The sequence below is a fragment of the Brucella pseudogrignonensis genome (assembly GCF_032190615.1).
GTDB classification, from domain to species: domain Bacteria; phylum Pseudomonadota; class Alphaproteobacteria; order Rhizobiales; family Rhizobiaceae; genus Brucella; species Brucella pseudogrignonensis_B.
The window spans coordinates 984374-996442 of the sequence record NZ_JAVLAT010000002.1; the positions used below are offsets into that span (position 1 = coordinate 984374).

Genomic DNA, 12069 nt, shown 5'->3' on the forward strand with positions numbered 1-12069 from the left:
ATGGGAAATACATGCCTTAAAACCAATCTTTGCGGTTCATTCTACAATAAAATGATTCAAAATAACGCGATAAGCCATTGAAAGCTATTGCCATAAAAGTGCGTAGCCGGTCATAATAAAAACATCGGAATTTATGATTCCTCTCGACACCTTACCGGAGCGTTTCTGTTACTGTTTTTCATGAGCGGTGCCTGCTTCGGATCAACCTTGATTGCGGATAGGAGGCCTTGGGCGCATGACGATGGACGGCAGGATGCTCTTTTTGCTGGTCCTTCTTCCCTTTCTTGGCAGCGCTATAACAGGCCTATTTCGCGGAGTTGATAGAAGTGGTTCTGCGTGGTTTACAGCAGCGATTGCCCTTGTCGCCTTTGTAATAACCGCGAGTCTTTATCCAATCGTATCTGATGGCGGCGTTGTTCGCGGATCGATCGATTGGCTTCCCAATTATGGACTGAATATTACCTTCCGTATGGATGGCTTTGCATGGCTATTTGCCATGCTCATTACCGGAATCGGTTTGTTGGTCGTGATTTACTCACGCTATTATATGTCGCCCGAAGATCCGGTCCCTCGGTTTTTCTCGTTCCTTTTGTCCTTTATGGGATCGATGCTCGGCGTGGTTTTGTCGGGTAATATTGTGCTGCTTGCCGTTTTCTGGGAATTGACGAGTATCTTCTCGTTCCTGTTGATCGGCTATTGGTATCACAATGCAAGTGCGCGTGATGGCGCACGTATGGCTTTAACCGTTACAGGCATCGGCGGCTTCTGTTTGATGGCGGGCGTGCTCCTGCTCGGTCATATTGTCGGTAGCTACGATCTCGATAAGGTTCTGGAAGCTGGAAACGTTGTTCGCACGCATCCGCTCTATACTGTAACGCTCGTTCTCATTTTGATGGCGGCTTTCACAAAGTCAGCACAGTTCCCGTTCCATTTCTGGTTGCCGAATGCGATGGCGGCGCCAACGCCTGTTTCGGCCTATTTGCATTCTGCCACAATGGTGAAAGCGGGTGTTTTCTTGCTGGCGCGTTTATGGCCTGTTTTTTCTGGTACGGAAGAATGGTTCTGGATACTGGGTCTTGCAGGTCTCACAACCTTGCTGATTGGCAGCTTCTTTGCTGTTTTCCAGCAAGACCTTAAAGGCTTGCTGGCTTATTCGACCATCAGCAATCTAGGCCTTGTCACAGCGCTTTTAAGCCTTGGTAGTCCGTTGGCTGCGGTCGCTGCAATTTTCCACATGGTCAATCACGCTATCTTTAAAGCGTCGTTGTTTATGGCGGCTGGCATTATCGACCACGAAACCGGCACACGCGATATGCGAAAATTGAGCGGGCTTGCGCGAGCGATGCCCTACACGGCCACACTTGCGATGGTTGCGAGTGCGTCGATGGCCGGTGTGCCGCTGTTAAACGGCTTTTTGTCAAAGGAAATGTTTTTTGCAGAAGCTGTCGAGACCCATATGGCATCGGCATTGGATACGGTTACGCCTTATATTGCGACGCTTGCTGGCATTTTCACCGTCGCTTATTCTCTGCGGTTCATCTATTCAACTTTCTTTGGTCCCGCACCACACGATTTGCCGAAGACTCCGCATGAGCCACCTCACTGGATGCGTCGTCCAATAGAGTTGTTGGTGCTGCTTTGCCTGTTGATCGGCATCGTGCCGAATATCGCAATCGGACCGTTTCTACACTCGGCTGTTACGTCTGTACTGGGCGATGCGACGCCGCAATATAGTCTCTCCGTCTGGCATGGCTTCAATCTTCCACTCATGATGAGTATCGTGGCAATGATTGGTGGCGTCATTCTATTCATGGCGCTCAAGAATTATCTTGCGACCAGTGAAGACGGCCCGCCGCTTTTCCGTCATTTGCAAGGCCAGCGTATTTTTGAACGTGTGCTGGTAACGGTGTCTTGGAACTGGGCGCGTAAGGCTGAAAGTTTCCTGAGTACACGACGCCTTCAACCGCAGCTTCGCATCGTTGTTGCTTTTGCATTGATTGCTGCCGCTTGGCCTATTTTTGAAGATGGCATCCATGCAGGTATGCTCGGCGTGCAGCCGGTTGATCCAATCTTCGCAGGTCTTTGGATTCTTGGTGGTGCCTGCGCTATCGGCGCTGCCTATCAGGCAAAATATCATCGCTTGGCTGCATTGATTTTGCTGGGTGGAGCCGGACTCATTACTTGCATCACCTTTGTCTGGCTTTCCGCGCCAGATCTTGCGGTCACGCAGTTGCTCGTTGAAATTGTAACAACCGTGCTGCTGCTTCTTGGTCTGCGCTGGCTGCCGAAGCGCTTTGAAGATCCGGATCCTATTCCTGTAAAGTTTGGTCCAAGAATTCGTCGTTATCGCGATTTTGTGCTGGCGATTGGCAGTGGCGTTGGTGTGTTTATTGTCTCCTATGCGATGATGACACGTCCATCACCGGATAGTATTGGCGATTATTTCCTGCAAAATGCCTATTCCGGCGGTGGCGGTAAAAACGTCGTGAATGTTACGCTCGTTGATTTCCGTGCATTTGATACATTTGGCGAAATTGCTGTTCTCGGCATCGTTGGGCTCACGGTTTATGCGCTGCTGCGTCGTTTCCGTCCGGCTTCTGATAGCACGGGTTCGACCGCACAGCAGAGAATTCAGGATGCATATGACGAGGCAATGGAAGATCGTGAAAAGGGTGAAACCCTGACCGATTATCTGGCAGTTCCATCTGTCATCATGAAATGGCTGTTCCCGGTCATTATCGTGCTTGCTGTGCATTTGATCTTGCGCGGCCATGACCTGCCGGGCGGTGGCTTTGCAGCTGGTATCACTCTAGCGATTGCATTCATTCTGCAATATCTGGCGGCCGGTACGCGTTGGGTTGAAGATCACCTGCGTATTCTGCCTGTTCGCTGGATTGGTTTCGGCTTGTTGATTGCCGCAGCCACGGGAGCGGGCGCATGGCTCTTCGGCTATCCGTTCCTGACAACCTTCTTCCAATATGCGGATATACCGCATGTCGGAAAGATGCCAGTCGCAAGTGCGCTTCTGTTTGATATCGGCGTTTTCGGGCTCGTTGTTGGTGCAACGGTTCTGATGTTGATCGCATTGGCGCATCAGTCAATCCGTAAACATCGCGTTGAAAAACTTGCTGCTGCGAAGGAGGACAACTGATGGAACTCGTTCTCGCTGTCGCAATCGGTGTTTTGATGTCATCTGGTGTGTGGTTGATTTTGCGTCCGCGCACGTTTCAGGTTGCAATTGGCCTCGCGCTTATTTCTTACGCAGTTAATCTTTTCATTTTTTCAATGGGACGTTTACGCACCAACGCGCCACCGGTGCTTGATTCAGGCATCAATGTTCAAGCGGCGCAATATACTGATCCAGTGCCACAAGCACTGGTTCTGACTGCTATTGTTATCGGATTTGCAATGACGGCTCTTTTCCTGGTCGTACTCCTTGCATCGCGCGGTATGACGCGAACCGACCATGTCGACGGCAAGGAGAATTGATTTTGGATTGGAAGTCACATCTCATTGTCGCGCCAATACTGTTGCCACTCGTGACAGCAGCATTTTTGCTGCTGTTCGATGAACGCAAACGCAAGCTTAAGATGGCAATCAACACGATTTCGATCATTGGATTGATTGTTATCGCTTTTACACTGATGGGTGTCGCCAGTGATATCGCGCCCGCAGCCGACGTTTATTTGATTGGCAACTGGCCAGCGCCTTTCGGTATTGTTTTGGTGCTGGATCGACTTGCTGCGTTGATGCTCGTCCTCACAAGCGTGCTTGCACTGGCCGCATTAAGTTTTGCATTGGCGCACTGGTATAAAGCCAGCCCGAATTTCCATACAATTTTTCAGCTTTTGCTGATGGGATTGAATGGCGCATTTCTAACCGGCGACCTGTTTAACCTGTTCGTTTTCTTTGAGGTGATGCTTGCTGCATCCTACGGTTTGGCGCTGCATGGTTCAGGTTCGGCGCGCGTTAAGGCTGGCATGCATTACATTGCGGTCAATCTTGTAGCATCGTCGCTGTTTCTGATCGGCGTCAGTCTCATCTACGGGGTAACTGGCACGCTTAATATGGCTGATCTCGCACACAAGATTTCGCAAGTTAGTGCTGAAGATCGCATGCTTCTCGAAGCTGGGGCTGCAATTCTCGCGGTTGCTTTTCTCGTGAAAGCGGGTATGTGGCCGCTAAATTTTTGGCTCGTTCCAACCTATACGGCAGCAGCCGCGCCGATTGCTGCGATCTTTGCGATAATGAGTAAGGTCGGAATTTACGTATTGCTGCGCCTGTCGCCGCTTATGTTCGGTATTGGGGCTGGTGAATCCTACGGTTTCGGGAACGATTGGCTTTATTACGGTGGCATGGTTACGCTGGCTTTTGGCTTGATTGGTGTGGTGGCATCGCAGGCCATGGGACGTGTCGCAAGTTACAGCATTCTGGTCTCTTCGGGCACTCTGCTCGCCGCAATCGGTAGCGGCAATACGGCAATGACCGGCGCAGCCCTGTTTTACATGGTCAGTTCGACATTGACGATTGCGGCTTTCTTCCTGTTGATCGAATTGATCGAGCGCGGTCAGGATGCGGCGGCAAACGTTCTTGCTGTCACGATCGAAGCCTATGGCGATGACGAAGAGGAAGAAGAAGAGGAAGAAGTTGGTGTCGTTCTGCCGGCAACCCTGGCTATTCTTGGTACGTGTTTTGCGGTTGTCGCCATTCTGCTTATTGGCCTGCCGCCGTTCTCAGGTTTCATTGCAAAGTTCCTGATCCTCGCCGCAGTGTTTAATGGTGACGGTGCCGCGCCGACATTGGCAATGCCTGTCAGCCCTGCAAGCTGGGCATTGATCGCGCTTATTCTGCTGTCGGGCCTATCAGCGCTCATTGCAATGACACGTACTGGTATACGCACATTCTGGGCATCACTTGAAGGCAACGTTCCACGCGTTCTGGTCCGCGAAGTTGTGCCGATTGCCGGACTTCTTGCCGTTTGTCTTGCTCTGACAATCGGTGCAGGTCCAGCCATGGGCTATATGGATGCAACGGCTCGCGCGCTTCATTCGCCGCAAGATTACATCAATAGCGTTCTGCAAGCGCCGCGTGTGAGCGGAGAAACGGTGCAGGTAAAATGAGGAAAATTCTACCTTTCCCGTTGCTCTTTGTGGCATTGATCATCTTCTGGCTTTTGCTGAATGGTTTCACACGAGCACAGTTGCTTCTATCGATCCCTATTTCGCTGCTTGCTTGCTATGCAATGACAGCGCTACAGCCTCAGAAAAATCATCTGCGCTCAGTCCCGACAATAATTTGGCTGTTTGGCGCTGTAAGCATCGATATTCTCACGTCCAATCTCGCAGTCGTTAAGCTCATCCTGTCACCGCGAAAGAAACGGCATCCGGGTTTCGTGGTTATTCCGCTGGAGCTTGAAAACCGAACTGCTTTGGCTGTCCTGGCCTGTATTGTCACAACAACGCCAGGAACAGCTTGGGTAGATTACAATGTCACCCGTAAGGCACTGACAATCCATGTTCTTGATCTGGAAGATGCGAAGGCTTGGCGGGCACTTATCAAGCAACGCTATGAGCAGCCACTCATCCGTATATTCGGGGCGAGGGACGTTGTTAAAGAGGAGCCATCAGCATGAGTGCAGTCATTCTTTTTTGGGCGCTTCTGGCTGCGCAACTCATGCTGGTCGCCGCGATGGGGTGTGTGGTCTATCGCTTGCTGATCGGCCCGCGTGCGCAAGACCGCGTGCTAGCAACTGATGCGCTGTATCTGAACGCACTTTTATTGCTGCTCACATTTGGTATGCGGACCGGCAGCGTCATTTATTTTGAAGCCGCACTCATTATTTCAATATTGGGCTTTGTTGCGACTGTAGCACTTGCGAAATTCCTGATGCGCGGGGAGGTGATCGAATGATCGGAGCTGGTGATCTGCCCGTCTGGGCTGCAATAATCATTGCATTTTTTCTCGTGTCCGGTGCGTTCTTAACGCTTGTCGGATGTATTGGTCTGGTTCGTTTTAAAAGTTTTTATGAACGCATTCATGCGCCGACAATCGGTTCTTCTTTCGGTGCAGGTGGAATCTTGATCGCTTCCATCATGTTTTTCTCCATCTTGCAATCCAAGCCGATTCTGCATGAAGTGTTGATTACCGTTTTTGTGGTCATCACAACTCCGGTTACGCTCATGTTGCTCAGTCGTGCCGTGATTCATCGGGATCAAACGCAGGATAGCAAAGAGCTTCCTTCTTCTTCCGACCAGAAATGATGGTTGGAAGCTTGGTCTGAGGCATTTGGAGGAGTGCTGAGGACTGCGGCCAATTGTCCATATGCACTGTGCATCCAGACAAGCGGATTGAAGGATCAGGCAATTTAAATTATCTGAATTTCAGTAATTTCTGAAAATTCAGAATTTACGGGAGAGAAGACTTGGAATTAACGCCAATTGTTCAGTCGTTTGTTCTCCACTTCGGAGAGATGGGCAGCCGCTGGGGGATCAACCGGACGGTAGGTCAAATCTATGCGTTGCTTTATCTATCGTCTGAACCTCTTTGTGCGGATGATATCGTTGATGCGCTTGGGGTTTCACGCTCCAATGTCTCGATGGGGATCCGTGAATTACAGGGCTGGAACCTGGTGCTTTTGAAGCACATACCGGGCGACCGTCGCGATTTTTTCACGACACCCGGCGATGTATGGATCATTTTGCGTACGCTCGCTGAAGAGCGCAAGAAGCGCGAGATAGACCCGACATTGACAGTTTTGCGTGAAGTGTTGATGGAACAGCCGCAAGATGACGGAGACAAGTTCGCACAGGAGCGCATGAAAGACATGTATGCGCTCATCGAACGGCTCACCAACTGGTATGATGATGTCAAGAAGCTCGATACAGATCGATTAACCAGCCTTCTGGCGCTTGGTGCCAAGGTTACGCGTTTTCTGGAAACGACCGACAGGATCGTTGCTTTGGGACGCGGCAGAACAGCGGCCAAAAAGGAGCCTAAGCGAGAGTGACAGTCGCGCGCGCCCAACCGGAAGAAGTGACACAACAGGGTAGCGAAAAACGTCGCTCGCGTCGCCATCCTATCCCAACTCTCCTTAAAAAAGGGGCGCGACTTCAGGCAGTGGCAGCACTCATTTGGCTGCCACAAGCCGCAATTCTTGCTTATGGTGTGGGCCTGCTCGCCAATACTGGCTTTGATGCAACAATCTATTATTTAGCCGCAGCACTCTTTCTTCTTGGTTGTATCCGCAGTCTGCTTGATGCACGTGGCGCGTCGATGGCTTTCGATGCCGCACGTTCAGAACTTACAAAGCTACGCGAAAAGGCCGTCAAAGCGCTTTCACAGCGCTCGCCGCTTGATACGTCTCGCTCATCGTCTGGCGAGGCGGCCAGCATTCTTGCTGAACAGGCCGAAATGGTTGTTCCATACCTGTCACGCTTTGTGCCCGTCCGCATTCGCGTCATGCTCGTGCCGCTCGCCATTCTGGTGGCAGTTTTGTGGTTTTCGTGGATTGCTGCACTGACATTGCTGATTGCAGCTCCCCTAATTCCGATTTTCATGGCCTTGATTGGCTGGCGCGCCAAAGCAGCCAGTGAAAAACAACTCGTCGCTTTGGGTGACATGAATGGTTTTCTGCTCGACCGGCTTCGCGGTCTGGCGACCATCCGCAGCTTTCATGCCGTGAATATGACCGCAACCCGCCTGCGCGATAATGCTGAAACCTTGCGCAAAAAGACGATGATTGTTCTGCGGATTGCTTTTCTTTCATCGGCGGTTCTTGAGCTTTTCGCCGCTATTGGCGTTGCCATGGTTGCGGTTTATATTGGATTCCATCTTCTCGGAACGCTCGATTTTGGTGCGTGGGGCCATAAGCTCACACTTGCCGAAGGGCTCTTTATCCTTCTGCTTGCACCTGCGTTTTTCGAGCCTCTGCGTGATCTCTCAAGCGTTTGGCATGATCGCGCATCAGGTGAAGCTGCGATTGATGCGCTTGAAAATCTCGCCGCTCATGAAATGCCCGTTCTGGGCGCAGCTCAGCAAGCAAGTAAATTCGAAACCGAACCTTCGCTGATCATGCGGGATGTTGGTTTCAACTATGACAATGGACCAGACATCTTCAAAGGGTTCAATCTCGATGTTGAGCCAGGTGAGCATGTCGCGATCCTTGCTCCCAGTGGCTATGGCAAGTCGACATTGCTGGCTTTGATTGCAGGGCTTGCTGCGCCGCAGACGGGCGAAATCCGGATTGGTGGCATTGTTCTTGAGGATGAAACAGCGACAACTCTGCGTTCAAGGATGCGATGGGTGGGGCAAAAGCCACATATATTTGCTGGCAGTGCGCGATTTAATATCACTTTAGGCCGTGACGCTGATGCCAAGAAAACGCAAACTATCGTTGAGCAGATGGCGCTTGGCCATGTCGCGGGCGTTACTGGCGCTGGCGTTATTGGCGAAAATGGCGCCGGTCTCTCTGGCGGTGAAGCGCTCAGGCTGGCTTTGGCACGCGTTGCCGTCGATCAGAATGCAGACATTATCCTCGCAGATGAGCCGACAGCTCACCTTGATCATCAGACAGCAGACCGCATTGCTGACAGCCTTATCGATCTCGCCAAAGGCAAGACGCTGATTATTTCCACACATGACGAAAAGCTGGCCAGCCGGATGGATCGCATCATTCGACTGGATGATATGAGCGCCACGACGGAAAGCTGGCAAAAGAGGGCTGCGGAATGAATGGTCTTCAGGCACTGCGACCCATCTTACGCCTTTTCTTCAGTAGCAAGGGCAAGCTTCTTTACGCCGGTATTGTTGCCGCAACCATGACTGTGCTGGCAGGAATTGCACTGCTAGGGCTTTCTGGTTGGTTCATTACAGCCACGGCGATTGCAGGTTTGAGCGTTTCAACTGCAATTGTCTTTGATGTGTTCATGCCGGCAGCGGGTATTCGCTTCTTCGCGATCCTGCGTACAGGCACGCGTTATTTGGAACGACTGGTAACACATGAAGCAACACTCGCCATTCTGGCCGCTCTTCGTGAAAAGCTGTTTCGTGCGTGGGCGCGCCCCGCTGCGGCTCATGCTTTGCTCAAGCGGCCCGCACGGCTTTTGTTCAGGCTGACGGCTGATATTGATGCGCTCGACTCTCTTTATCTGCGCGTACTCGTGCCAGCAGGTGCAGCGCTTGTGACGGCCATTATCGCGGGATTAGCACTCGGGCTGATGCATCCAGCATTTGGGTTGGTGTTTGTATTGTTGCTTCTGGTTTTTGGATTGGGCTTCCCGCTTCGTGCCGCAAGACGTTCCGAAAAGCCGATGCGCCAGCGCGCCAAGGGCACAGAAGCGCTACGCGCACGCACAGTTGATCTGGTTGCCGGGCAGACAGAATTGATTATGGCGGGACGGCTGCTCAATCAGAATACCAGCATATTGCGTGCCGACAGTTATATTGAATCCAGTGACCGTATTTTAAATCGGATTGAAGTTTCAACGGGTGCAAAGCTTGGCATTCTTCATGCTGGCTTAATGGCTGGAGGGCTGATCAGTGTTGGCCTCCTTATGCAGGCTCAGCTTATCAATGCGCCCGTCGCTGCACTTGGGCTTCTTATCATTCTTGGTTCGATGGAACCATTTTCTGCACTAAGACGTGGGGCGATGGAGCTTGGACGCACAATATTGGCTGCGCGTCGCGTTGGACCTGCGCTTTCCGCTTCAGATAGTATCCAAGGGATGAGCCTTCCAAAAAACGGAAATGCTATCGAACTTCAAAGGGTTGTTGTACGTCATGAAGATTCTACAGTAACTGCTTTAAAAGCTATCAGTCTTACCGTCAAAGAAGGCGAGCGTGTTGCTGTGATTGGCACAAGTGGCGCGGGCAAGTCCACGCTATTTAACGTGCTTGCAGGAGAGGTTAACGCTGAGAGCGGTGAAGTTAAGGTGCTTCCAGCTCGACTTTTGACCCAACGCACAGAGCTTTTCAAAGACAGCCTTCGGAACAATCTTAAGCTCGCAAATCCAGATGCCAGCGATGCGGATTTCAATGCCGCATTGGAAGCCGCAGGGCTGGGCGAATTCATGAAATCGCAGCCCGAAGGTTTGAACACAGTTTTGGGCGAAGGCGGGTTAGGGCTATCTGGCGGTCAGGCCAGACGACTTGCGCTGGCGCGACTGTTCCTGACTGACGCCCCCTTATGGCTTCTTGATGAGCCAACAGAAGGACTTGATCAGGCGACCGCTGAGGACGTGCTTTCCCGCCTGAATGAACAGGCAAAGGGCCGCACACTGCTGATCGCAACGCATATTCAGCGCGAAGCACGGATTTGTGATCGGGCAATTGTTTTGGATCAAGGCGCTCTTGTTCAATCAATGTCCAAAGGAGAGGTGCCTTTTGGCGAAATCCTCAATTCCCTGAGGTGAAATATAAGTAGGGGGCTGTTTTCGGCAGATGCCGGCAGCAGCTCGTAACATCAGGAGGGCCGGTTCCCCGGCTAAAGAGATGGAATTCGATATTGTCTCCCTGTCGCGATTGCAATTTGCAATCACGGCACTTTATCACTTCCTTTTCGTACCTCTGACACTTGGTCTTTCCGTGCTGCTTGCCATCATGGAAACGGTATATGTCATGACCGGAAGGCTCATCTGGCGGCAGATGACCAAATTCTGGGGTACGCTGTTTGGTATCAACTTTGTTATGGGTGTCGCAACCGGCGTTGTGATGGAATTTCAGTTCGGTATGAACTGGAGCTATTACAGCCATTATGTCGGCGACATTTTCGGAGCGCCGCTGGCGATTGAAGGCCTGATGGCCTTTTTCCTTGAGGCGACCTTTGTCGGTTTATTTTTCTTTGGCTGGGATCGGCTGTCCAAGGTCGGGCATTTGATGGCGACTTATGCTGTCGCTGCCGGTTCCAACTTCTCGGCACTCTGGATTCTGATTGCTAATGGCTGGATGCAAAATCCTGTTGGTTCGGCTTTCAATCCCGAAACCATGCGAATGGAAATCACTGATTTCTTTGCAGTTTTGATGAACCCGGTTGCACAGGCGAAATTCGTGCATACGGTTTCAGCTGGTTATGTAACTGCTTCGATTTTCGTTCTCGGCGTTTCTGCCTGGTATTTGCTGAAAGGCCGTTCGACGGAACTTGCGAAGCGTTCGATGACTGTCGCTGCCTCTTTTGGTCTGGCGGCGTCACTTTCTGTTGTCGTTCTGGGTGACGAAAGCGGTTATCTCGCCAACGAACATCAGAAGATGAAAATTGCAGCCATCGAAGCCATGTGGGAAACTGAGCCAGCTCCGGCTTCGTTCACTGCATTTGGTTTTCCTGATCAGGAAACACGCGAAACGCATTATGCGGTTCATATTCCATGGGTCATGGGTCTTATTGGCACGCGTTCGCTGACAACGCCTATCGAAGGTATTGAACAGCTTGTTGAGAATGCGCAGGGGCATATCCGCAAAGGTTTGATCGCCTATGATGCCTTGCAGCAAATTCGAGCTGCGCAGGATACAAATGCTGTTTCCCAGGATGTGAAAGACGCATTTGCTGACAATAGTCAGTGGATGGGTTATGCACTGCTTCTCAAGCGCTATGTCGATGATCCGCGTCAGGCAACAGATGCGCAGATTACACAGGCGGCCAATGATACAGTGCCGGGTGTATTGCCGTTGTTCTGGTCGTTCCGCATTATGGTCGGCATCGGCTTCTTCCTAATTCTGCTGACAGGGACATTCTTTGTCTTGTCTGCACGTCGTAAGCTCGATCATTATCCGTTTCTGTTGAAGGTCGCCGTTTTTGCGATACCACTTCCGTGGATTGCAGCGGAAATGGGCTGGATCGTTGCCGAGTTCGGGCGTCAGCCATGGATTATTGAAGGTATTCTGCCGACCGCCGTTGCCGTCTCCAATCTTGGTGCTTCGACGGTTCTGATGACGATTGTAGGTTTTGTCGCAATTTATACAGTCCTGTTCATTATCGAAATGGGCCTGATGTTGCGCGCAATCAAGGCTGGACCTGAACCCGACAGTAAACCGGAAGCAATTCTCGCACCTGCAAGCATTGCACCGGCGGAGTAAAGA

General features: G+C 51.4%; 10 protein-coding genes. All 10 read left to right on the forward strand.

Features of this window, described 5'->3' with window-relative positions; genetic code table 11:
* The first annotated feature begins 235 nt into the window (after nucleotides 1–235).
* Nucleotides 236–3151 carry a monovalent cation/H+ antiporter subunit A gene (locus RI570_RS15900; protein ID WP_313829553.1) on the forward strand — a complete coding sequence of 972 codons (2916 nt, stop codon included), beginning with the start codon at nucleotides 236–238 and terminating at the stop codon, nucleotides 3149–3151.
* Nucleotides 3151–3489, forward strand: coding sequence for a Na+/H+ antiporter subunit C (locus RI570_RS15905; protein WP_313829554.1), 339 nt, complete (start codon nucleotides 3151–3153; stop codon nucleotides 3487–3489). Before RI570_RS15900 ends, RI570_RS15905 begins: the two co-directional genes overlap by 1 nt.
* Nucleotides 3490–3491: 2 nt before the next feature.
* Nucleotides 3492–5120 (forward strand): monovalent cation/H+ antiporter subunit D, encoded by a 1629-nt coding sequence (locus RI570_RS15910; protein ID WP_313829556.1) that lies wholly within the window; start codon nucleotides 3492–3494, stop codon nucleotides 5118–5120.
* A complete protein-coding gene (locus RI570_RS15915) occupies nucleotides 5117–5632 on the forward strand; it encodes a Na+/H+ antiporter subunit E (RefSeq protein ID WP_313829557.1) in 516 nt (171 codons plus the stop codon). Before RI570_RS15910 ends, RI570_RS15915 begins: the two co-directional genes overlap by 4 nt.
* Nucleotides 5629–5910: a K+/H+ antiporter subunit F gene (locus tag RI570_RS15920; RefSeq protein WP_313829558.1), complete on the forward strand. Its 282-nt coding sequence runs from the start codon at nucleotides 5629–5631 to the stop codon at nucleotides 5908–5910. Before RI570_RS15915 ends, RI570_RS15920 begins: the two co-directional genes overlap by 4 nt.
* Nucleotides 5907–6260 carry a monovalent cation/H(+) antiporter subunit G gene (gene mnhG, locus RI570_RS15925; protein WP_313829559.1) on the forward strand — a complete coding sequence of 118 codons (354 nt, stop codon included), beginning with the start codon at nucleotides 5907–5909 and terminating at the stop codon, nucleotides 6258–6260. Before RI570_RS15920 ends, mnhG begins: the two co-directional genes overlap by 4 nt.
* Nucleotides 6261–6421: 161 nt before the next feature.
* On the forward strand, nucleotides 6422–7006 hold the full coding sequence (locus tag RI570_RS15930) for a GbsR/MarR family transcriptional regulator (RefSeq protein WP_313829560.1): 585 nt from the start codon (nucleotides 6422–6424) through the stop codon (nucleotides 7004–7006).
* A complete protein-coding gene (cydD, locus tag RI570_RS15935) occupies nucleotides 7003–8730 on the forward strand; it encodes a thiol reductant ABC exporter subunit CydD (protein ID WP_313829561.1) in 1728 nt (575 codons plus the stop codon). Before RI570_RS15930 ends, cydD begins: the two co-directional genes overlap by 4 nt.
* Nucleotides 8727–10409 carry a thiol reductant ABC exporter subunit CydC gene (cydC, locus tag RI570_RS15940; RefSeq protein WP_313829562.1) on the forward strand — a complete coding sequence of 561 codons (1683 nt, stop codon included), beginning with the start codon at nucleotides 8727–8729 and terminating at the stop codon, nucleotides 10407–10409. Before cydD ends, cydC begins: the two co-directional genes overlap by 4 nt.
* Before the next feature lie 28 nt (nucleotides 10410–10437).
* Nucleotides 10438–12066: a cytochrome ubiquinol oxidase subunit I gene (locus tag RI570_RS15945; RefSeq protein WP_313829564.1), complete on the forward strand. Its 1629-nt coding sequence runs from the start codon at nucleotides 10438–10440 to the stop codon at nucleotides 12064–12066.
* The last annotated feature ends 3 nt before the right edge of the window (nucleotides 12067–12069 follow it).

Coding starts and splice junctions, on each gene's coding strand:
- RI570_RS15900 (WP_313829553.1), top strand. CDS start 236: ATGACGATGGACGGCAGGATGCTCTTTTTGCTGGTCCTTCTTCCCTTT.
- RI570_RS15905 (WP_313829554.1), top strand. CDS start 3,151: ATGGAACTCGTTCTCGCTGTCGCAATCGGTGTTTTGATGTCATCTGGT.
- RI570_RS15915 (WP_313829557.1), top strand. CDS start 5,117: ATGAGGAAAATTCTACCTTTCCCGTTGCTCTTTGTGGCATTGATCATC.
- RI570_RS15920 (WP_313829558.1), top strand. CDS start 5,629: ATGAGTGCAGTCATTCTTTTTTGGGCGCTTCTGGCTGCGCAACTCATG.
- mnhG (WP_313829559.1), top strand. CDS start 5,907: ATGATCGGAGCTGGTGATCTGCCCGTCTGGGCTGCAATAATCATTGCA.
- cydC (WP_313829562.1), top strand. CDS start 8,727: ATGAATGGTCTTCAGGCACTGCGACCCATCTTACGCCTTTTCTTCAGT.
- RI570_RS15945 (WP_313829564.1), top strand. CDS start 10,438: ATGCCGGCAGCAGCTCGTAACATCAGGAGGGCCGGTTCCCCGGCTAAA.